Origin of the sequence: Paraburkholderia sp. Ac-20340, assembly GCF_017104965.1 — a bacterium.
Taxonomy (GTDB): domain Bacteria; phylum Pseudomonadota; class Gammaproteobacteria; order Burkholderiales; family Burkholderiaceae; genus Paraburkholderia.
Map to the genome: position 1 here is coordinate 314,187 of NZ_JAAGPR010000003.1, position 21,610 is coordinate 335,796.

Annotated in this window: 19 protein-coding genes; 9 read left to right on the forward strand and 10 right to left on the reverse strand. The window is 64.7% G+C overall.

The features are described 5' to 3' along the window. Both prmB and cls read left to right on the forward strand, forming a co-directional pair. A complete protein-coding gene (prmB, locus tag G3N59_RS06595) occupies positions 1 to 897 on the forward strand; it encodes a 50S ribosomal protein L3 N(5)-glutamine methyltransferase (protein WP_205981755.1) in 897 nt (298 codons plus the stop codon). Between the two features lie 194 nt (positions 898 to 1,091). Further along, the gene (gene cls, locus G3N59_RS06600; protein ID WP_205981756.1) at positions 1,092 to 2,558 is read left to right on the forward strand and encodes a cardiolipin synthase; all 1,467 of its coding nucleotides are present in this window, start codon (positions 1,092 to 1,094) and stop codon (positions 2,556 to 2,558) included. 20 nt (positions 2,559 to 2,578) lie between these two features. Here the strand turns inward: cls and G3N59_RS06605 are convergent, their stop codons facing one another. Then, positions 2,579 to 3,070 carry a glutathione peroxidase gene (locus G3N59_RS06605; RefSeq protein WP_205981757.1) on the reverse strand — a complete coding sequence of 164 codons (492 nt, stop codon included), beginning with the start codon at positions 3,068 to 3,070 and terminating at the stop codon, positions 2,579 to 2,581. A gap of 185 nt (positions 3,071 to 3,255) precedes the next feature. Here G3N59_RS06605 and G3N59_RS06610 point away from each other — a divergent pair, with 185 nt between their 5' ends. Both G3N59_RS06610 and G3N59_RS06615 read left to right on the forward strand, forming a co-directional pair. Next, the gene (locus tag G3N59_RS06610) at positions 3,256 to 5,232 is read left to right on the forward strand and encodes an ATP-binding cassette domain-containing protein (protein ID WP_205981758.1); all 1,977 of its coding nucleotides are present in this window, start codon (positions 3,256 to 3,258) and stop codon (positions 5,230 to 5,232) included. 72 nt (positions 5,233 to 5,304) lie between these two features. Further along, the gene (locus G3N59_RS06615) at positions 5,305 to 6,492 is read left to right on the forward strand and encodes a CaiB/BaiF CoA-transferase family protein (RefSeq protein ID WP_205981899.1); all 1,188 of its coding nucleotides are present in this window, start codon (positions 5,305 to 5,307) and stop codon (positions 6,490 to 6,492) included. Between the two features lie 127 nt (positions 6,493 to 6,619). Here the strand turns inward: G3N59_RS06615 and G3N59_RS06620 are convergent, their stop codons facing one another. The 3 genes from G3N59_RS06620 to alr all read right to left on the reverse strand — a co-directional run bounded on the left by G3N59_RS06620 (position 6,620) and on the right by alr (position 9,569). After that, positions 6,620 to 6,883 (reverse strand): DUF2866 domain-containing protein, encoded by a 264-nt coding sequence (locus G3N59_RS06620; RefSeq protein ID WP_205981759.1) that lies wholly within the window; start codon positions 6,881 to 6,883, stop codon positions 6,620 to 6,622. Positions 6,884 to 7,017: 134 nt separating this feature from the next. Beyond that, positions 7,018 to 8,394, reverse strand: a complete 1,377-nt coding sequence (radA, locus tag G3N59_RS06625) for a DNA repair protein RadA (protein WP_205981760.1) — start codon at positions 8,392 to 8,394, stop codon at positions 7,018 to 7,020. Positions 8,395 to 8,498: 104 nt separating this feature from the next. Continuing rightward, on the reverse strand, positions 8,499 to 9,569 hold the full coding sequence (alr, locus tag G3N59_RS06630) for an alanine racemase (RefSeq protein ID WP_205981761.1): 1,071 nt from the start codon (positions 9,567 to 9,569) through the stop codon (positions 8,499 to 8,501). 218 nt (positions 9,570 to 9,787) lie between these two features. Between alr and lplT the strand changes: the two genes are divergently transcribed. Both lplT and thiD read left to right on the forward strand, forming a co-directional pair. Continuing rightward, on the forward strand, positions 9,788 to 11,098 hold the full coding sequence (lplT, locus tag G3N59_RS06635) for a lysophospholipid transporter LplT (protein ID WP_205981762.1): 1,311 nt from the start codon (positions 9,788 to 9,790) through the stop codon (positions 11,096 to 11,098). Positions 11,099 to 11,245: 147 nt separating this feature from the next. Further along, complete coding sequence (gene thiD, locus G3N59_RS06640; protein WP_205981763.1) at positions 11,246 to 12,052, forward strand: bifunctional hydroxymethylpyrimidine kinase/phosphomethylpyrimidine kinase; 807 nt, start codon at positions 11,246 to 11,248, stop codon at positions 12,050 to 12,052. A gap of 31 nt (positions 12,053 to 12,083) precedes the next feature. On the opposite strand, the gene G3N59_RS06645 is transcribed toward thiD, so the two are convergent. Genes G3N59_RS06645 through tsaB form a run of 4 tightly spaced genes read right to left on the reverse strand, consistent with a single transcriptional unit; the run spans position 12,084 to position 15,472 of the window. Next, positions 12,084 to 13,184 carry a DUF1853 family protein gene (locus tag G3N59_RS06645; RefSeq protein ID WP_241023223.1) on the reverse strand — a complete coding sequence of 367 codons (1,101 nt, stop codon included), beginning with the start codon at positions 13,182 to 13,184 and terminating at the stop codon, positions 12,084 to 12,086. Then, entirely contained in the window at positions 13,181 to 14,158 is a 978-nt protein-coding gene (locus tag G3N59_RS06650; RefSeq protein WP_205981764.1) for a uracil-DNA glycosylase, read from the reverse strand. Before G3N59_RS06650 ends, G3N59_RS06645 begins: the two co-directional genes overlap by 4 nt. Beyond that, positions 14,145 to 14,639 carry a ribosomal protein S18-alanine N-acetyltransferase gene (rimI, locus tag G3N59_RS06655; protein ID WP_167055936.1) on the reverse strand — a complete coding sequence of 165 codons (495 nt, stop codon included), beginning with the start codon at positions 14,637 to 14,639 and terminating at the stop codon, positions 14,145 to 14,147. The genes G3N59_RS06650 and rimI overlap by 14 nt, the downstream gene beginning before the upstream one ends. Beyond that, positions 14,636 to 15,472 carry a tRNA (adenosine(37)-N6)-threonylcarbamoyltransferase complex dimerization subunit type 1 TsaB gene (tsaB, locus tag G3N59_RS06660; protein ID WP_205981765.1) on the reverse strand — a complete coding sequence of 279 codons (837 nt, stop codon included), beginning with the start codon at positions 15,470 to 15,472 and terminating at the stop codon, positions 14,636 to 14,638. Before tsaB ends, rimI begins: the two co-directional genes overlap by 4 nt. Before the next feature lie 162 nt (positions 15,473 to 15,634). On the opposite strand from tsaB, the gene G3N59_RS06665 reads away from it, so the two are divergent. The 3 genes from G3N59_RS06665 to aceA all read left to right on the forward strand — a co-directional run bounded on the left by G3N59_RS06665 (position 15,635) and on the right by aceA (position 19,908). Then, on the forward strand, positions 15,635 to 15,904 hold the full coding sequence (locus G3N59_RS06665) for an acyl-CoA-binding protein (RefSeq protein WP_205981766.1): 270 nt from the start codon (positions 15,635 to 15,637) through the stop codon (positions 15,902 to 15,904). 458 nt (positions 15,905 to 16,362) lie between these two features. Next, positions 16,363 to 18,123, forward strand: a complete 1,761-nt coding sequence (locus tag G3N59_RS06670) for a DEAD/DEAH box helicase (RefSeq protein ID WP_205981767.1) — start codon at positions 16,363 to 16,365, stop codon at positions 18,121 to 18,123. A gap of 450 nt (positions 18,124 to 18,573) precedes the next feature. Further along, positions 18,574 to 19,908 (forward strand): isocitrate lyase, encoded by a 1,335-nt coding sequence (gene aceA, locus G3N59_RS06675; RefSeq protein ID WP_205981768.1) that lies wholly within the window; start codon positions 18,574 to 18,576, stop codon positions 19,906 to 19,908. A gap of 176 nt (positions 19,909 to 20,084) precedes the next feature. Here aceA and G3N59_RS06680 read toward each other — a convergent pair whose 3' ends face one another. Both G3N59_RS06680 and G3N59_RS06685 read right to left on the reverse strand, forming a co-directional pair. Continuing rightward, positions 20,085 to 20,519 (reverse strand): universal stress protein, encoded by a 435-nt coding sequence (locus tag G3N59_RS06680; RefSeq protein WP_205981769.1) that lies wholly within the window; start codon positions 20,517 to 20,519, stop codon positions 20,085 to 20,087. Between the two features lie 127 nt (positions 20,520 to 20,646). Next, positions 20,647 to 21,555, reverse strand: coding sequence for a LysR family transcriptional regulator (locus tag G3N59_RS06685; protein ID WP_205981770.1), 909 nt, complete (start codon positions 21,553 to 21,555; stop codon positions 20,647 to 20,649). Between the last annotated feature and the right edge of the window lie 55 nt (positions 21,556 to 21,610).

Sequence of the window (21,610 nt, forward strand, 5' to 3'; positions counted from 1 at the left end):
ATGACCCAACCGCTTTCCACGACGTTTAGCACCGTGCGCGATCTGCTGCGCTACGGCGTTTCGCGTTTCTCCGCCGCGCAGCTCGCGTTCGGCCACGGCTCGACCAATGCCTACGACGAAGCCGCGTATCTGATCCTGCACTCGCTGCATCTGCCGCTGGACCTGCTCGATCCGTTCCTCGACGCGCGCCTCGCGCCCGAAGAAATCGACAAGGTGCTCGCCGTGATCGAGCGCCGCGCGACCGAGCGCGTGCCGGCCGCCTACATCACGCAGGAAGCGTGGATGCACGGCCTGCGCTTTTACGTCGACGAGCGCGTGATCGTGCCGCGTTCGTTTATCGGCGAACTGCTGGCCGATGGCCTGCAGCCGTACGTGGAAGATCCCGAGCAGGTCACCGCCGTGCTCGAACTCTGCACCGGTTCGGCGAGCCTCGCGATTCTCGCGGCGCACGCCTTCCCGAATGCCGATATCGATGCCGTCGATCTGTCGGCTCCGGCACTCGAAGTCGCGAAGCGCAACGTGCACGAGCATGAACTCGACGCGCGCATTTCGCTGTTCGAAGGCGATCTGTACGCACCGCTCGCCGAGCGCCGCTACGACGTCATCATCACGAATCCGCCGTACGTGAACGCGGGCTCGATGGACGCGCTGCCGCCCGAATACCGTCACGAGCCGGAAATGGCGCTCGCGGGCGGCGAGGACGGCATGGACATCGTGCGTCGCATCATCAAGGAAGCGCGCAACTGGCTGACCGACAACGGCGTGCTCGTGGTCGAAATCGGCAACGAGCGCGAGAACGTCGAAGCCGCGTTTGGCGGCCTCGATCTCGTCTGGCTCTCGACGAGCGCCGGCGACGATCAGGTGTTCCTGATCCAGGCCTGCGACCTGCCGGTCTAAGCGCCAGCTTGTACCCATCGCGCGCCGCACTCGTGGCGCGCGATCCTGATACCGGGCGCGCCCTCATCCCGCTGGGTTGGGTAAGATGGACGTTTCCCGGTTTACGCGGCAAGGACGTCTTGCGGCTCAGGCCGCAGCGCGAAAGTCTGTAAGAACGAACGCGCTGCCCGGCTCCTGCAGCGTCCCGCGTCTCTATGCGATTCGACTGGTCCACTCTCGGCATTCTGCTCGCCACCGTCCATCTGCTGGGACTGGTCGCCGCGTGTCACGCCATTCTCGTCACCCGCACCTCGCAAGGGGCGATCGCGTGGGCTGTCTCGCTCGCGACGATGCCTTACCTCACGCTCATCCCGTATTTATTCCTTGGCCGCAGCAAGTTCGCCGGTTACGCGGATGCGCGGCGCCTGCGCAACGAAACGCTACGCTCCCGGGCGCGCGCGCCCGACCTCGGGCAGCTCGGCAGCGAATCGGGCGAGCGCTTCGCGCAGGAAGCGAACGGGCCCGCCGACGCGCTGAACCCGCGCGTGATCCGCACGCTCTCGCACCTCGGCGGCATGCCGCTCGTGCCCGGCAACGCGGTGCGCACGCTCGTCAACGGCGAAGCCACGTTTTCCGCGATCTTCGACGCCATCGAACAGGCGCGCCAGTACGTGATCGTGCAGTTCTTCATCGTGCGCGCCGATGCGCTCGGCGACATGCTCAAGGATCTGCTGCTCGCCTGTGCCGCGCGCGGCGTGCGTGTGTACTTCCTCTACGACAGCATCGGCAGCTTCGATCTGCCCTCCAGCTATGTGAGCAGCCTGCGCGCGGGCGGCGTGGAAGTGCACCCGTTCTCCACGCGGCGGCGCATCGTCAACCGTTTCCAGCTCAATTTCCGCAACCATCGCAAGATCGTCGTGGTGGACGGCGAGCGCGCCTTTGTCGGCGGCCACAACGTAGGCGTGGAATATCTGGGCGCCAAGCCGCCGCTTTCGCCGTGGCGCGACACGCATATCGAACTGCGCGGCCCCGTGGTGGCGAACATCCAGTTCGCCTTCACCGAAGACTGGTACTGGGTCACGCAGGAACTGCCTGGCAGCGAAGCGCCCGCCGTCACGCCGCGCGACGGCGACGACATGGCCTGCCTCGTCATGCCCACCGGCCCGGCCGATCGGCAGGAGACCTGCTCGCTCTTCTTCGTGGAAGCGATCAACGCGGCGAACAAGCGCATCTGGATCACCACGCCCTACCTCGTGCCGGATTCCGCCGTCTTCGCCGCGCTGCGCCTGGCCGCACTGCGCGGTGTGGACGTGCGCATCCTGATTCCAAGCCGGCGCGATCACTACGTGGTGTTCGAAGCCTCCACGCTTTACGCCTACGACGCGGTGCGCGCGGGCATCCGCATCTTTCGCTACAAGCCGGGCTTTTTGCACCAGAAGGTCGTGCTAATCGACGATACGGCCGCCGCCATCGGCAGCGCGAATCTGGACAACCGCTCGTTCCGCCTGAACTTCGAAATCATGGTGCTGACCGTGCACGCGGGCTTCGCATCGGAAGTCGAGGCCATGCTGCGCCACGACTTCGAAGCGAGTTTCGAGATCGACCGCGGCGAATATCGCGATGCGCCCGCGTGGCGCAAGATCGCGATGCACATCGCGCGCCTGTTCGCGCCGATTCTCTAGACTTCCCTCAGACCACGGCTTTACAGCAGTTTTTCGATATCCGCGGCAATGGCTTCGGGCTTCGTGACCGGCGCGTAGCGCTTGATGACCTTGCCGCTGCGATCCACGAGAAACTTGGTGAAATTCCACTTGATGCGCTCGAGCCCGACCAGCCCCAGCAGGCCCGGCGCTTCGCTCGTGAGCCAGCTATAGAGCGGATGCGCATTTGCCCCGTTCACGTCGATCTTCTCGAACATCGGAAACGTCACGCCAAAGTTCTTCTCGCAGAACGCGCCGATCTCCGCACTTGCGCCCGGCTCCTGTTTGCCGAACTGGTTGCACGGAAAGCCGAGCACCGCAAGCCCGCGCGAGGCGTACTGGTCGTAGAGCTTTTGCAGGCCCGCGTACTGCGGCGTGAACCCGCACTCGCTCGCGGTGTTGACGATCAGCAGCACCTTGCCGGCGTAGTCTTCAAGGCTGACTGGCGCGCCGCCACCCAGCGGTTGCGCGGTGAACGAATAGACCGTGGACATCTGGCTCCTCCCCAAGGAAAGCGCCAGTCTACGTGAGAACCGATCCCGCCCGCACCCTGGCCAGATGGCCAGTGAAATGTCCAGCGAGATTGCCGATGATTGCGCATTAGCCGTTCGGCCAATCCCGGGCTGCGCGCGAGCCAGTTTAAAATAGCGCTTTACGTTTTATCTGCGCTGGCGCTCCCGTGATCCGCTTCAATCAATTCAGTCTTGCCCGCGGTACCAAGCCGCTCTTCGACCAGACCTCGTTCACCCTCAATCCGGGCGAAAAAGTCGGTCTCATCGGCGCCAATGGCGCGGGCAAATCCACGCTGTTCGCCGTGCTGCGCGGCGAGCTGCATGCGGACGGCGGCGACTTCTCCATGCCGCCCACATGGGAAATCGCGCACGTCGCGCAGGAAACCCCGGCCGTCGATAAAACCGCGCTCGACTACACGCTGGACGGCGACGCGCCGCTGCGCGAGATCGAAGCGCGCATCGCCACCGCTTCCGCGGCCCACGACGGCGCGGCCGAAGCCGAAGCCCACGCCGCCTTCGCCGACGCCGACGGCTACACCGCGCCCGCGCGCGCCGAAGCGCTGCTGCTCGGCCTGGGCTTCACGATGGATCAGACCCGCCAGCCGGTCGCGAGCTTCTCGGGCGGCTGGCGTATGCGCCTGAACCTCGCCCAGGCGCTGATGTGCCGCTCCGACCTGCTGCTGCTCGACGAACCCACGAACCACCTGGATCTGGACGCCATCGTCTGGCTGGAAGACTGGCTGCACCGCTATCCCGGCACGCTCGTCGTGATCTCGCACGACCGCGAATTCCTCGACTCAGTCTGTAACGTCACGCTGCATCTGGAAAACCAGCAGATCAAGCGCTACGGCGGCAACTACTCGCAGTTCGAAATCCTGCGCGCGCAGCAACTGGCGCTGCAGCAAAGCGCCTACGAAAAGCAGCAGAAGACCGTCGCGCATCTGCAGAGCTTCATCAACCGCTTCAAGGCCCAGGCCACCAAGGCGCGTCAGGCGCAAAGCCGCGTCAAGGCGCTGGAGCGCATGGAGCTGATCGCGCCCGCGCACGCGGCCTCGCCGTTCACATTCGAATTCCGCACACCGGATTCCGCGCCCAATCCCATGCTGGTGATGGACGGCGTGCGCTGCGGCTATCGCGCCGAAGACGGCACCGAAACGCCCATCGTCGAACGGGTGGCGCTGTCGATCCAGAACGGCCAGCGCATCGGTCTGCTGGGCGCGAACGGCCAGGGCAAATCCACGCTGATCAAGACGCTCGCAGCCACGCTCGAGCCGCTTTCGGGCGAACTGCGCACCGGCAAGGGCCTGCAGATCGGCTATTTCGCCCAGCATCAGCTCGAAACGCTGCGCCCAGACGACACACCTCTCCAGCATCTTGCGCGCCTCGCACCGGACACGCGCGAGCAGGAACTGCGCGACTTCCTCGGCTGCTTCAATTTCCCCGGCGAAATGGCCACGGCGCCCATCGCGCCCTTTTCGGGCGGCGAAAAGGCGCGTCTCGCGCTCGCGCTGATCATCTGGCAAAAGCCCAATCTGCTGCTGCTCGACGAACCGACCAACCACCTCGACCTCGAAACGCGTCACGCGCTCACGATGGCGCTCGCACAGTTCGAAGGCACGCTGATCGTGGTCTCGCACGACCGGCATCTGCTGCGCGCCACCACCGACCAGTTCATGCTGGTCGCCAAACATCGCCTGCAGCCTTTCGACGGCGATCTGGACGACTACCGCGACTGGCTACTGCAACACGCGGCCGAACAGCGCGCCGCGCTCAAAGCCGCGGCGGCAGGCGGCACGGCGAATGCGGACGGAACGGTCAATGACACAGCGAACGGCGCAGGGGCTGACGACAGCGGCGTGAACCGCAAGGAACAGCGTCGCCAGGAAGCGGAAACGCGCCAGCGTCTCGGCCATCTGAAGAAGCCTTTGCAGGCGAAGATCGGCAAAATCGAAAAGGAAATGGACGCGCTCAACGCGGAAAAAGGCACACTGGACGCGTTCGTCGCCGATCCAGCCAGTTACGAACCCGCGCAGAAGGCCAAACTGACGGAATCGATCCGCCGTCAGGCCGAAGTGCAGGCACGCCTGGAAGCGCTAGAAGCCGATTGGCTCGAAGCGCACGAGGAACTCGAGCAGATCGGCTAAGCGCCCACTTTTTATTGTCTACGCCAGCCAGCGCTATCGTCAGGAGCTATCCGAGTGTCGACACCCGCCGCCTTGCAGGGCCTACGCGTTCTCGATCTGACCCGGCTTTTACCCGGGCCTGTGGCCACGCTGCGTCTGGCCGAAATGGGCGCCGATGTGCTCAAGATCGAACCGCCGGGTGCGGGCGACGCAGCACGCACCATGATGCAAAGCGCCTCCGATGAACTCGCCGGCCGGCCAGGTGCGTTCTACCGGCTGGTCAATCGCGGCAAGCGCGAAACCCGTATCGACCTGAAGTCCGAAAGCGGTCGCGCCGTGCTGCTTGCGCTCGCGCGCGACGCCGACGTGCTGGTCGAAAGTTTCCGCCCCGGCGTGATGGACCGGCTGGGCGTCGGTTACGAAACGCTGCGCGCGGCCAATCCCAAGCTGGTGTACTGCGCCATCACCGGCTACGGCACGACCGGCCCGTTCTCGGATCGCGCGGGCCACGACCTCAACTACGTCGCCTACGCGGGCGTGCTCGATCAGGTGGCCGGGCGCGACGGCGCGCCGGTGCTGGCGAATTTCCAGATCGCCGATCTGCTCGGTGGCGCCCTCTCCGCCGTCACGCAGATCCTCGCCGCACTCTGGCAGGTCGCACGCGGCGGCGAAGGCCGTTTCGTCGATATCTCGATGGCGCACGAAGCGTTCGCGAACAACGTCGTCGCGCAGGTGGCGCTCGCCAACGACGACGCGGCCGCGCTCCAGCCCGGCGGCGGTCTGCTCAACGGCGGCGTGCCCTGCTACAACCTCTACCGCACGCAGGACGATCGCTGGCTGGCAGTCGGCGCGCTCGAACTGAAGTTCTGGCAGGCCTTGTGCACGGCGCTCGGGCGCGAGGACTGGGCGCAACGGCATTGGAGTCTGGGTCAGGCGATCGGCGGATCGGACGCCGTATCGCTCACGCGCGATCTGGGCGCCGTGATTGCGTCGGAGCCGTTACAGACGTGGATCGACCGCCTCGAAGTGATCGACTGCTGCGTTTCGCCGGTACTCAAGCCCGGCGAGGCGGCCAACCATCCGCTCTTTAACGCCGACGTGCTGCAGGCGCTGCTCGACGAAGTCGAAGCGCAGCGTCAGGCTGCAGCGCAGCCGCCCGCAAGCGTTGCCCGTCTACCGATGGGCGTCACGTCGCCCGCCCCCGCTGTTTCGCCCACCAGCGCTCATCCTCAAGCTGGCCAGGCGGGCAAGAAGCCGTTCAATTACGGTCCTTGGGGCTGAAAGCGCTCAACGAGGCATCAAGCGAAGCGTCCAACGAGGCATTAAAAGAGCAATGGGCGCATCGTGCGCCCATTGTCTTGTGTACTGCTGAAAACATTGCTGGAAATGTTGCTGCGAAAGCGCACGCCTATCTGCGCGGCAGCGTCTGGCGCGGCGCACGTTCGTCGTCGTACAGCACGTGCTTGCGGCCTTCGACATGGTGGGCGATGGTGCTGCGCACCTGCGAAGGCGTCACGTTGCCGGCCACCACCTGGCGCGAAATGCGGCCATCGCCGTCGATCCACTCGACGATGCGGCAACTGCTGCCCCAAGGCTGCATAAGCGGCTCGGAGACCCGGCAGCCGCGCACGACGATCGAACTACCGCCAATGGACGATTCTGTCTGTTTCAAAGTCGCTATCCTTTCCGCTTGATGCGGGGTTGCTCATGCGGGCAAGGATAGGGAAATCGCAAAACTTTCTGGTTACAGCGCGCGCCGGGGTTGTTACTAATCGTTACGCGCCAGAACAGGCCAGCGCGCGGCGTTCAGTCGAACTCGCGCACGCGATCGATCGCTTCCTCAATTCGCTCGACGGCGATCACATTCAAACCTTCGATCGGCTGTTTCGGCGCATTGGCGCGCGGAATCAGCGCGCAGGTGAAACCGAGCTTGGCCGCTTCCTTCAGACGATCCTGGCCGCGCGGCGAGGGACGGATCTCGCCCGCCAGACCCACTTCGCCAAAAACGATCAGACCCTTGGGCAACGCCTTGTTACGCATCGAGGAATGAATGGACAGCAGCACGGCCAGGTCGGCGGCCGGTTCGGTGATCTTCACGCCGCCCACGGCATTGAGGAACACATCCTGATCGAAGCAGCCGATGCCGGCATGGCGATGCAGCACGGCCAGCAGCAGCGCAAGACGGTTTTGCTCCAGCCCGACCGCGAGGCGGCGCGGGTTGGGCACCTGGGCCGTATCGACCAGCGCCTGCACTTCCACCAGCAGCGGCCGCGAGCCTTCCTGCGTGACCATCACACAGGAACCCGGCACGCTCTGCTCGTGTTGCGACAGAAAGAGTGCAGAAGGATTGGCCACACCGCGTAAGCCTTTCTCCGTCATCGCGAACACGCCCAGCTCGTTCACCGCGCCGAAGCGGTTCTTGAACGCGCGCACCAGCCGGAACGACGAATGCGTATCGCCTTCGAAGTACAGCACCGTATCGACGATGTGTTCCAGCACGCGCGGCCCGGCGAGATTGCCCTCTTTCGTCACGTGGCCGACCATGATGATCGACGTGCCCGACTGCTTGGCGATGCGCGTCAGTTGCGCCGCGCACTCGCGCACCTGCGCGACCGAACCGGGCGCCGAAGTCAGCGCTTCGGAATAGATGGTCTGGATCGAGTCGATCACGGCGACGTCGGGCTTTTCGGCTTCGATGGTCGCCTGGATCTTTTCAAGCTGGATTTCGGCGAGCAGTTGCAGCTCGTTCATCTTCGAGCCTTTCTCCAGCAGCCCGAGTCGTTGCGCGCGCAACGCAATCTGCGCCGCCGATTCTTCGCCGCTCACATAGAGCGCGCGTCGATCGGCCGCGATTTCGGCGAGCGACTGCAGCAGCAGCGTCGATTTGCCGATCCCCGGATCGCCGCCGATCAGCACCACGCCGCCCGCGACCAGACCGCCGCCCAGCACCCGGTCGAATTCACCGACACCGGAGGTAAAGCGCGGCACGTCCGAGGCTTCGATATCGGCGAGACGGCGCACCGGCGCGCTCTTGGCGAGCGCCTGGTAGCGATGGTTGCCGGCCGGCTCGGGCACGCTTTCCACCAGCGTGTTCCAGGCATTACAGGCGGGGCACTGCCCTTGCCACTTGGGTGCCTGTCCGCCGCATTCCGTACAGATATAGACCGTCTTCGCCTTCGCCATGCTGGTTGCCGTGCCGCGTGTCCGCGCCTGCGTTGTGATGGGTTCGAAAGATGAGCGGGCCGTCGAGCACTACCCGACAGCCCACTATATAGATACAGAAGCGCTTATTCCGCGCGTACCGGCACGCGCGGCGCGACCGCGCACATCAGCTCGTAGCCGATGGTGCCGCACGAGGCGGCCACATCGTCGATCGGCAGATTCGCGCCCCAGAGTTCGACACGCGTGCCCATGCCGGCGTTCGGCACCGGCGTGAGGTCGACGGTGATCATGTCCATCGAAACGCGGCCGACGATGCGTGTGCGCACGCCATCGACGATCACCGGCGTGCCTTCGGGCGCAATGCGCGGATAACCATCCGCATAGCCGCAGGCCACCACGCCGATGCGCATGGTCTTGCGCGCCGTGAAGGTCGAGCCGTAACCCACGCTCTGCCCTTCTGCGACCGTCTGCGTGCCGATGATTTCCGACGCCAGCGTCATCGCCGGTTGCAGACCGGTGCCGTCAAGCAGCGTCGCCACGCCCGACGGCGAAGCGCCATAAAGAATGATGCCGGGGCGCACCCAGTCGAAATGCGACGACGGATGCCAGAGCGTAGCCGCCGAATTCGCGAGGCTGCGCGTGCCGGCGATGCCTTGCGCGCCGCGCTCGAATGCTGCCATCTGCTCGCCGATACCGCGCGGCGCGTCGGCGTCCGAGAAGTGCGTCATCAGCGTGATCTGACCGATGCCGGGGCAAGCGCGCGCGCGCTCCCAGGCCGCGCGGTATTTTTCCGGCGTATAGCCGAGGCGATTCATGCCGCTATTCATCTTGAGCTGCACGTTGACCGGCTTCGAAAGCCGCGCCATTTCGAGCATGCGCATCTGCTCGTCGCAATGCACCACCGTCGTGAGGCTATAGCGGTCGATGACGTCGATATCGGTAGGCCGGAAAAAGCCTTCCAGCAGCAGGATCGGCCCGGCCCAGCCGAGCTCGCGCAGTTTCACGGCTTCTTCGAGATCGAGCAGGCCGAAACCGTCGGTGGCGCGCAGACCGGGAAAAGCGCGCGCAAGCCCGTGCCCGTAGGCGTTGGCCTTGACCACGGCCCAGATTTTCGACTTCGGCGCGTATTTCCGGACGACGGAGAGATTATTGGCGAGAGCGGCGGTATGGATCGTGGCTGAGAGGGGGCGCGGCATGGGAGTTTTTTCGCAAAGACGCTTTCTAATCAGGAGCTTACAGGGTGTTTTCAGCGCCCGGCAGGCCCGCCTGATGGGCGGTCAAGGAATGTGCTAGTCCGAATACAGCTATTTTCGTGATATAAAGCCCTGCGCACAACCCATTTCGAACGTATTAAGCCCGGATGCCTCCACCCGTCCGGGGCGGACGGACCGCAGCGAGGACAGCATCGCATCAGATGAAAAAAGGCTTTTACACCATCATGGCCGCGCAGTTTTTTTCGTCGTTGGCCGACAATGCGCTCCTCATCGCTGCGATAGCACTGCTGAAAGACCTCCACGCTCCGAACTGGATGACGCCGCTGCTCAAGCTGTTCTTCGTCCTGTCCTACGTTGTTCTTGCCGCTTTCGTCGGCGCCTTCGCCGATTCGCGCCCCAAAGGGCGCGTCATGTTCATCACCAATACGATCAAGGTTGTCGGCTGCGCCATGATGCTGGCCGGCACGCATCCGCTATTGGCCTACGGCGTCGTGGGTTTCGGCGCGGCGGCCTATTCGCCGGCCAAGTACGGCATCCTCACCGAACTGCTGCCGCCTGAGCGCCTCGTGGCCGCCAATGGCTGGATCGAAGGCACGACGGTCGGCTCGATTATTCTCGGCACCGTGCTGGGCGGCGCGCTGATCAGCCCGCATATCGCCGCGCACGTGATCCGCCACACGCCCGCCTCGATCAACACGCCCGCCGAAGCCGCGATGCTCGTGATCATGGGCATCTATGTGATTGCCGCGCTCTTCAATCTGCGCATCCCCGATACCGGGGCGCGTTATCCGCGCCAGGAACATGGGGTGATCCGCCTGATCACCGATTTCGCCGATTGTTTCAACACGCTCTGGCACGACAAGCTCGGCCAGATTTCGCTCGCGGTCACGACGCTGTTCTGGGGCGCGGGCGCGACGCTGCAGTTCATCGTGCTCAAGTGGGCCGAAGTGTCGCTTGGCATGTCGCTATCGGAAGGCGCGGTATTGCAGGCCGTGGTGGCCGTCGGTGTGGCTGCTGGCGCAATGATCGCCGCAGCGCGCATTCCGCTGAAGAAATCGCTGTCCGTGCTGCCCGTGGGCATCATGATGGGCATCGCCGTGATGATCATGGCGTTCTACACGCGCAATCTGTTTCCGCCGCATTGGGGTCTGCATATCGGCCACATGCGCATTCCGGGTTATCTGCTGTGCGCCTATCTGTTCCTGATGGTGGTGGGCGCACTGTCGGGCTTCTTCGTCGTGCCGATGAACGCCCTGCTCCAGCATCGCGGCCACGTGCTGCTGTCCGCCGGTCACTCGATCGCCGTGCAGAACTTCAACGAGAACCTCTCGGTGCTCGTGATGCTGTGTCTCTATGCCGTGCTCGTCTGGCTCGACGTGCCGGTCACGCTTGTGATCGTGCTGTTCGGCACCTTCGTCTGTCTGATGATGTGGCTCGTGATGCGCCGCCATCAGGCCAATCAGCGCGCGTTCGACTCGGTCGCGCTGATCGGCGAAAATCATCGGCACTGAGCCACACTGGACTGCATTTATCGGCATTCTTCGACGGCGGCGCGATCGCGCCGCTAACGTTCTCCGTATCGACCTCTTCCAGCGCCGGCGCATTCGCGGCCTCGACATCGAAGCCCCTCGCGTGCGCGGCGCGTAAGCGACGCTGACATGACTTCTCCGATTCCCCACGTCCTCACGATCGCCGGTTCCGACTCCGGCGGCGGCGCCGGCATCCAGGCGGACCTCAAGGCGTTCTCCGCGCTCGGCGCGTATGGCGCGAGCGTGATCACCGCGCTCACGGCGCAGAACACGCGCGGCGTGAGCGCGATTCACGCGCCCGACGCGGCGTTCGTCACGGCACAGCTCGACGCGGTATTCGACGATATCCGCATCGATGCCGTGAAGATCGGCATGCTTGCCAACGCATCGATCGTGCGCGCAGTCGCCGATGCATTGCGCCGCCACAAACCGGCGCGCGTCGTGCTCGATACCGTGATGATTTCGAAGAGCAATCACGCGCTGCTCGCGCCGGAAGCCGTGGCGGCGCTGCGTGAAGAGTTGCTGCCGCTCGCGGGCATCGTCACGCCGAATCTGCCCGAGGCAGCAGCACTGCTAGGCGTCGAAGCGGCAAGCGATGAAGCGACGATGGTCGAACAAGGCGAAGCGCTGCGCGCGCTCGGCGCCCAGGCGGTGCTGATGAAAGGCGGCCATCTGGGCAGCGCCGATAGCCCCGACTGGTTGATCGAAGACTCCGGCACAGTGCGCCTGGGCGGCCCGCGTGTGCCGGTGACGAATACGCACGGCACGGGCTGCACGCTGTCGTCGGCGATTGCCGCGCTCTGGCCGCAGCAGGCGACGCTCGCCGATGCGGTTGCACAAGCGAAGACGTATCTGACGGGCGCGCTCGAAGCGAGCGACCGGCTGGACGTTGGCCATGGCGTCGGGCCGGTGCATCACTTCTGGCGCTGGTGGTAAGCGGCTCGCGCCAGCCACCACGAATCAGGCGCTACGAGCGCGCGTAAGCCAGTGCGCGCTCCGGCCAGTCGTCGGGGACGATGAAACCGCGCGAATGCTCGACGTAGCCGCCTGCGCCATCGGCGGTGAATGCAACGACCATCACCGGCTCGTGAGCCCGTTCTAGATTCGCAAAAAGCGTCGCGGCGTCTGTCGGCGCTTGTATCTCAATGCGTGCGAGGTGCGCTGACGTCGACTCGGGCACGGCATCGCCGTCACTTTGCTGAGCCGCACTGACTTGGCTGTTAGTTGCGAATGAAGACGCCGTTCGAGCTTCGATTCGACGCGGAGCGAGCCACGCCAATCTTGGCAGCACGCTCCAGCCATCGGCATCGCTACGCTCGGCGAACGCGCTCCAGTCAGCGTGCGTGACCCACCAGCCGCGACCATGCTCGCGCGCAAGTTCCGGTGCATCGGCCACCTGCGTCCCGGCGCGATAAAACAGCCAGCCTTTGATGTACATCTGCGCGCACCACTGCCCCGCAAAGCCCAGCGATGCCAGCTCGGGCAGCTCGCTCAGACGCAGTTGATGATCGCGCAGATGCGCAAACTTCAGATCCAGCCGATCGCGCAGATTCGGCCCAACGTAATCCGCCAGCCGCGATGCGCTTTCATGCGCTGCGCCCGCATGCAGAAAACACTTCACGGCCAGTTCCCAATGCACACGCGTGCCGTCCGGCGTTTCGAGAAGAAAGTCGCATTCGCCGATCGTCCGGCCCTCGCCGCGTAACGCGATGTTCGCAGCGACAAGCCGCAGCGCCGGTCCGTTCTCCAGATACCAGCCAAGCAGGGTTTCGGCGTAACGCCCAAGACGCGTCACGCGCGCGCTTTCGAGCGCGGCGTGCAAACGGTGCAAGCGGGAAGGATCGTGATCGAGTTGCACGAGCCAGGCCGTGACTTGCGCGGCCTCTGCATCGTCGGACCACGGACGCGCGAGCGGCATGGCCGGTTGCGCGCGCAGCAGATCGGCACTGTCCAGCAGCCACGCGAGATCGCGTACCACCGGATCGGTCAGACGATCGACCAGCGAGCTTGCCAACGATCGCGCGTGCGGCTCATCGCCCATCGGATGCGCGGGCCGCGCCGCACTCATTGACCGCCGCCCGCCGAGCGCCAGGTATCGCGCGCGAGGCACAGATCGCTCCACGCCTTCGACTTGTCCTGCAGACTGCGCAACAAATACGCCGGGTGATACGTGACGATGACCGGCACGCCCTCGTATTGATGCACGCGAGAGCGCAGCGAAGCAATGCTATCGCCGGTCTTGAGCAGACTCTGCGCCGCAAAGCGCCCCATCGCGACGATGATCTTCGGCTTCACGAGCGCCACCTGACGTTGCAGATACGGCTCGCAGCGATCGACTTCATCGGGCTCGGGATTGCGGTTGCCGGGCGGCCGGCACTTGATGACGTTGGCGATGTACACGTTCTGGGTGCGCGAGAGCGTCAGCGAACGCAGCATATTGTCGAGCAGCTTGCCCGCCTGGCCGACGAAAGGCTCGCCCTGGCGGTCTTCGTTCTCGCCCGGCGCTTCGCCGATCAGCATCCAGTCCGCTTCGCGATCGCCCACGCCGAACACCGTGTTCGTGCGCTTCTCGCACAGACGGCAGCGCGTGCAATTCGCGACGCGTTCCGCGAGCGCATCCCAGTCGAGCGTGGCCGTATCGTCGCGCGGTGCGCGCACCGGTTCGATGTCGTGCGGCAGCACCGGTTCGGCGACGGAATCGAACCAGGCGAAATCGTCTTCGGTGAACGGCGGCGGTTCTTCCGATGCGGTTTGCTGAACCGGCTGCTGAAGCGGCTTCGCCACGACGCGTTCTGGCTGAACCGGCGGCGGCGTTTCTTGCTGCGCGGGAACGCGTTCTTCGACGCGCGCGCGCGGCATCTCGCGTTCGACCGGCGCGGCGGCACGTGCCGCAGGTGCAGCAGGTGCCGCCACCACTTCGGCCACGACGCTCGCAGGCGCCACGTCCACTGCCGCAGCCTCGGGCGCTGCGACCGTCAAGCCCTTGCGTACCCAGCGCGGCGCGAGGCCGAATTCTTCCAGGGCGATCTCATCGAGCGGCATCCGCGCCCTCCAGTGCAAAAGAAAAACGCATCACGATCGCGTCTTCGCGACTGTGATGACGGGCCGGATAGTAATTCTTGCGCCGCCCGATCGTGACGAAACCGAACTGCTCATACAGCCGGATCGCCCGGTGATTCGACGGCCGCACTTCGAGCAGCAGCCCTTCGAGTCCCTGCACGCGCGCGATACGTACGCCCTCGCGCAGCAGCGCGAGACCGGCGCCCACGCCCTGCGCCTGCGGGGCGACGCACAGGTTCAGCAGATGCATTTCGTCGACCACGGGCATCAGCACGCTATAGCCAATCAGCGTGCCCGTCACATGGCGCATGCAGATGCCGTAATAGCCGTTGCGCAGCGAATCTTCGAAATTGCCGCGCGACCACGGAAATTCATAAGCGGACTTCTCGATGACGACGACCTCGTCGAGGTCGCTCTCGGTCATCTGCGACAGATAGCGATCCGTCATCAGCACGCCGCTCATCGATTGCCCTCTTTCGTGCCGCCCTGTGCGCCGATTTGAGCGCCGCTCTGTGCGTCCTTCTCCGCCTTCGCGGCCATGCGCTCGGCGGTGGTCTGCGCGACCTTGTTGCGCACGTATTCCGGCGCGGCCTGATCGGCGGGCACCGTGCGGCCGGCGCGGAACGCGCGCAGCGCGGCATGGGCGAGCGGCACGGCATGCGGCAGCGCCTCGGCGTCGATGGTGTGCGCCGACATCGACGCCGTCAGCCGTGCGCCGAACGCCGCCGCGGCATTGCCGGCCAGCGTGAACGGCGCATCGGGCGCGACGATCGCTTCGGGTGCGTCGAGCGAGGCCGCGCGCAGCGTCTGCCAGTCGCCCGCAGTCGCATCCCAGGCGTAATCGGCCCAGTACGCTTCGTCCATGCGCGCATCGAGCGCGGCGAGCACACGCAGCGCAGACGCATCGCGCAGGCGCGCGCTTTCTGCGCACACGAGCAGCGTGCTCACCGGCACGACGGGAATATTCAGGCCGAAGGCGAGCCCCTGGGCCACGCCGGTCGCCGTGCGCAGTCCCGTGAAGGAACCGGGGCCGGAACCGAAGGCGATCGCATCGCAATCGGCCAGCGCGAGGCCCGCCTCGGCGAGCAGTTCGCCGATGGCCGGCAGCAGGCGCGTGCTGGACACGGCGCCCGTCGCCTCATGGCGCACCCAGACGCGCGCTTCGAGCAGCGTCTGGCCAGCCGGGGCGGCTTGAGTGGAGTCAGCGGCGACGCCAGCGGGCGTGGCGGCGCGAAGCAGCGCGACCGAGCAATATTCGGTCGAGGTATCGAGGGCAAGCAGCACGGTTTCAGTCATGACCGCTATTGTAATGCGCCGTTCCCGCGCAGTCGCCGCCTGGGCATGCCCTGTGCACCGACGGCGCACGCCCGACTAGAGTGGAGGAATCGTTCCAGCCCTATGCCGGATAGCGCTGCTACCATCGTCGGGCTATGTCGATCTTTTAGGGAGAAGAAAACAATGAGCGATGTGAACGCCCAATTTACGCAGGCGCAGGAAGATGTCCAGCAACTGACCGAGCGTCCGGGCAACCTGACGCTGCTGCGTCTCTACGCCCTCTTCAAGCAGGCCACCGAAGGCGATGTGCACGGCGACAAGCCGGGCTTCACCGACATCGTCGGCAAATACAAGTACGACGCCTGGGCCGCCCTGCAAGGCACGGCCGAAGCTCAGGCGAAGACGCAATACATCGAACTGGTCGAATCGCTCAAGAGCGGCGCCGCCAGCTAATCCGCGCAGCAGCGATCTGAAAGGGCCCGATGCAACGAACGTCGCGCATCTGGCCCCAAACTCCCGCGTTTCCCGTTCCTCATCCGCCGCCTTGCGTCAGGCTGTCGCAGGACATAAGGGCTTTGCCGCGCTGGCGCGACGCAACAAAACGAGATACAATGCACGCTGCGTTGCGCTCCGGTCGCCTCTGCGATCAGCAATACGCCACGTAGCGTTAAGCTCCAATCCAGTTTAGAACCTGTCCCCCCCTGCCGTGGCCCGCTTTCCGGGCCGTCAAGAATCAGGCTGGCGGCTGACCAATCCCGGTCAGAGTCGCACCCAAAACAGCTTCTAACGAAAAAAATCCGCCCTTTACGTGGGTGCGGATTGCCCCCGTTTTTCGATTTGCTCGCAAAATCAGACGACTTGGGTATGCCGATTGGCGCCGACGTTCTATTTCCTGTGTACCAAGGATTTTCATGACTTCGAGCAATACCCAAAGCCCCCTCGACGCGATCGCTAACGACGCCCTCGGTCTCGACGCTGCTGCTGACGCTTCTGTTGAAGCTCCCGCGCAAGCCGCCGACGCCAATGATGGCGCGTCGTTCGCGGCGCTCGGTCTGTCGCCGGAGATCGTCTCCGCGCTGATCGCAGCGGGCTATAAGGCTCCGACGCCCGTGCAGGAACGCGCCATTCCTGCCGGCATCGCGGGCCGCGACCTGCTGGTCTCCAGCCCGACCGGTTCGGGCAAGACCGCAGCCTTCATGCTGCCTGCGATCGAGCGCTTCGCGCAGATCCAGAAGGCACAAGCCGCACAACCGCGCGAGCCGCGTCCGCAAGGCGCTGCACCGCAAGGCCAGCAAGGCCGCTCGCGCCGTCCGCAACAACCGGTCGCCCGTCCTGGCCTGCTCGTTCTCACGCCCACGCGTGAGCTCGCCATGCAGGTGACCACGGCCGCCGCAACCTACGGCAAGCATCTGCGCCGTCTGCGCACCGTCAGCATTCTGGGCGGCGTGGCCTACGGCCAGCAGCTGATGCTGCTCGCGAAGAACCCCGAAATCCTGGTGGCAACGCCGGGCCGTCTGCTCGACCACCTCGAGCGTGGCCGTATCGACCTGTCCGAGCTGAAGATGCTCGTGCTCGACGAAGCCGACCGCATGCTGGACATGGGCTTCATCGACGACATCGACACGATCGTGGCCGCAACGCCGGAAACGCGTCAGACGATGCTGTTCTCGGCAACGCTCGACGGCAAGATCGCTTCGGTGACCAGCCGCCTGCTGAAGGATCCGGAGCGTATCGAGATCGTCCGCAAGGTCGAAGCGGCTTCGAACATCGCGCAAACCGTGCACTACGTCGACGACCGCGATCACAAGGATCGTCTGCTCGACCATCTGCTGCGCGACGAAAGCCTCGACCAGGCTGTCGTGTTCACGGCAACCAAGATGGACGCCGACCAGCTCGCCGGCAAGCTTGCCGACGCTGGCTTCGAAACGGCCGCCCTGCACGGCGACCTGCCGCAAGGCGCGCGTAACCGCACGATCCGTGCACTGCGCGAGCGCCGTGTGCGCGTGCTGGTGGCAACGGACGTCGCCGCTCGCGGTATCGACATCCCGGGCATCACGCACGTGTTCAACTACGACCTGCCGAAGTTCGCGGAAGACTACGTCCACCGTATCGGCCGTACGGGCCGTGCTGGCCGTTCGGGCACGGCAGTGAGCCTCGTGCATCACGCCGAGCAAGGCGCGCTCAAGCGCATCGAGCGTTTCGTGCGTGCTCCGCTGCCGGTCAACGTCGTCGAAGGCTTCGAGCCGCGCAAGGCAGCGCCGTCGAACCGCGGCTTTGGCGGCCGTGGCCGTCCGGGCGGTGGCAACGGCGGTGGCCGTCGCTTCGGCAACGGTGGCGGCAAGCCGGGTGGCTACGGTAACAACCGTGGCGGCAACGGCGGCGAGCGCAGCTTCGGCGACCGCTCGAACGGCGAACGCAGCTTTGGCGACCGTAACAACAACGGCGGCGATCGCAACGGCAATAGCTGGGGCAACCGCTCGGAAAACTCGCGCGGCGGCTACGGCCAACGTGACGGCGGCAACAGCAGCGGCTACGGCGCCCAGCGTCGCGAAGGCGGCGATCGTGGCGGCTACGGCCAGCCGCGTGGCGAAGGCTTCGGCGGCGGCCGCCGTGAAGGCGGCTACGGCCAGCGTCGCAACGACGGCCCGCGTGGCGCGCGTCGCGACAGCTAAGCCCATTCGCGTACCGCGATGATGCAGACGGAATGAAGATTCCGTCTGTCTCGCGCGAGTCACGAAGCGCAGTTAAAAAAGACCGGTGCTCAGGCACCGGTCTTTTTTTGTCCGCAGTAATTTGTCTACAGACACGCTTTCACGATACGGGAAAATTTTTTGCTTCGTAAAATATCGTGCTGCGTGGCACAAAGTACCCGATTGCAGGATAAAAAACGACGTTTCTCATCGCGAAACACACGCAATATGTCGTTGATTTAAATAGAATAAAAAGACGACAAATTCCCTTTTCGCGGCCTGTTGCAGAGCGATCGAATTGCCTAGACTCTTATATAAGAGTTCGCGGAACGAACGCCTCCAGACATGCACGGGACGCACGCTTCACGAAGTTCACCCGCTCAGCAGTTCCGAACAACGGTTCATCTATCAGGTAAACGGAAGGAGCTCACCATGTCGACTCGTCAACAGCAGGCTCAGGAACTTCAACAGCAATGGGACACGGACCCGCGCTGGAAGGGCATCAAGCGCGATTACACGGCTGAAGACGTGGTGCGGCTGCGTGGCTCGATCCAGCCCGAGCACACGCTCGCGAAGCACGGCGCCGCCAAACTCTGGCATGGCATCAACAACGAACCGTTCATCAACGCGCTGGGCGCCCTCACCGGCAACCAGGCCATGCAGCAGGTGAAAGCCGGGCTCAAGGCGATCTATCTGTCGGGCTGGCAGGTTGCGGGCGACGCGAATCTGGCCGGTGAAATGTACCCGGACCAGTCGCTCTACCCCGCCAACTCGGTGCCGCAGGTGGTCAAGCGCATCAACAACACGCTCACCCGCGCGGATCAGATCCAGTGGTCGGAAGGCAAGAATCCCGGCGACGAAGACTACGTCGACTTCTTCCAGCCGATCGTGGCCGACGCGGAAGCCGGCTTCGGCGGCGTGCTCAACGCGTTCGAGCTGATGAAGGCGATGATCGAAGCGGGCGCGGCCGGCGTGCACTTCGAAGACCAGCTCGCTTCGGTGAAAAAGTGCGGTCACATGGGCGGCAAGGTGCTGGTGCCGACGCGCGAAAACGTCGCCAAGCTCACGGCCGCGCGACTGGCCGCCGATGTCTGCGGCGTGCCGACCGTGCTGCTCGCCCGCACCGATGCCGAAGCCGCCGACCTGGTCACCTCCGACATCGACGATAACGACAAGCCTTTCCTGACCGGCGAGCGCACCGTCGAAGGCTTCTTCCGCACGCGCAACGGCCTCGAGCAGTCGATCTCGCGCGGCCTGGCCTACGCGCCCTACGCCGACATGATCTGGTGCGAGACCGGCAAGCCGGATCTGGAATTCGCCAAGCAGTTCGCGGAAGCAATCCACAAGGAATTCCCGGGCAAGCTGCTGTCGTACAACTGTTCGCCGTCGTTCAACTGGAAGAAGAATCTGGACGACGCGACCATCGCCCGATTCCAGCGCGAACTGGGCGCGATGGGCTACAAGTTCCAGTTCATCACGCTCGCTGGCTTCCATTCGCTGAACTACTCGATGTTCAACCTTGCGCACGGCTATGCGCGCCAGAACATGAGTGCGTTCGTCGAGCTTCAGCAGGCCGAGTTCGCCGCTGCCGAAAAGGGCTTCACCGCTGTGAAGCACCAGCGCGAAGTGGGCACGGGCTATTTCGACGCGGTCACGCAGACGGTCGAGCGCAACGCGTCGACCACGGCGCTGCACGGATCGACGGAAGACGAGCAGTTCTTCGAGTCGAAAGACCAGACGGATCAGAAGGATCAGAAGGTCGCGTAATAGCGAGGCAGGCCGAAGCGGGGGCGCATCGCTTCCCGCTTCGCGAAAGGTGGGGTTGTTTCATCGTGGCAGACGGCGGCGGTGGCCGGCGTGCGAGTCCTTGGCGGGACGCGCCGGTTACCGTTGCCGTTGTAGTTGCCGCACGTATTGACGCACGTCGCGCACCGAACCGCCTGCTAGCGATAGACGATCACCGGAATCTTCGTATGCGTGAGCACGCGCTGCGTTTCGCTGCCGATCAACAGGCTGCCCAGGCCGCGACGCCCGTGCGAAGCCATGAAGATGACATCGCAACCGGCGTTTTCCGCCGCTTCGATGATGCCGATGTACGGCGACGAATGCACGCTGACGCAGCTATCGCAGGTCACGCCCACGCCGCGCGCGGCCTCCTCGACTTCATCCAGATGCGCGCGCGCCTCTCGCTCACTGCGCGTCTGGAAATCGCCGGGTAGTTCGATCACGACATCGGCGTAAGGCGAGTACGGATATTGCGGCAGACAGGCGTAGGCGGTGATGCGCGCGCCCACGCTACGCGCCAGATCGATGGCGCCGTCGATGGCCTTTTTCGAGAGATCCGAGCCGTCGGTCGGAACGAGGATGTGCTTGAACATGGCGCCCTCCGTCATTGTTCGGGGCTGCGGGCTGGCCTCATTTCGATTGTAGTGCGCGAAGAAGCGCCGCAAGGCGCGCCTACGGGCTTCTCCGCATAGTGAAAACGCGCACTGACGAAGCGCGCGTTCAGTCCTGTCCCCAGTAACCCGGTTGGCCGTAGGTATGCTTGAGATAGTCGAGAAAGAGGCGCACGCGCAGCGGCAAATGGCGGCGCTGCGGAAATACCGCATGAATGCCGATGGGCGGCGCAGCGTAGGCGTCGAGCACGCTCGCGAGCCGGCCCGCCGCAATATCCTCGCCGACTTCCCACCACGAGCGCCAGGCCAGACCGTGGCCTTCGAGACACCATTCGTGCAGCACCGCTCCGTCCGAGCACTCCATGGTGCCCGCCACGCGAATCTGCACCACCTTGCCCTCTTCCTGGAACGTCCAGCCGCGTTGCTGGTTCAGGCTCGCGCCGAACGCGAGACAGTTATGGCGCGCGAGATCGGCGGGTGTATCGGGCGCACCGCGCCGCGACAAATAAGCGGGCGACGCCACCACCACGCGGCGGTTTTCGCCGAGCTTGAGCGAAACCAGCGACGAATCCGGCAGTTCGCCCAGCCGCACCGCGCAATCGAAGCCTTCGTTGACCAGATCGACGAGACGATCGGACAAATCGAGCGTGATCGTCACGTCTGGGTGCGCGGTCGTGAAATCGGGGACGAGCGGCGCGACGTGGCGACGCCCGAAACCCGCCGGCGCCGACACGCGCAAGTGCCCGCTCGCCTTCACGCCGCCCGCCGACACACTCGCCTCGGCGTTCTGGAGTTCGTGGATGATGCGCTGGCAATCCTCCAGAAACGCCGATCCCTCGAACGTCAGCGTGAGGCGTCGCGTGGTGCGCACGAGCAGCTTGACGCCCAGCCGTTCCTCCAGCGCATCGATACGCCTGCCGATGATGGCGGGCGCCACGCCCTCGGCCTGCGCGGCCGCGGAAAGACTGCCTTTTGCGGCGACGGTGGCGAAAGTTTCGATCTGTTTGAAGCGATCCATGAGCACGCCTGTAGCAGAAACAATGAATTCGGCGCACAGATTAGGTGGGTAAAAG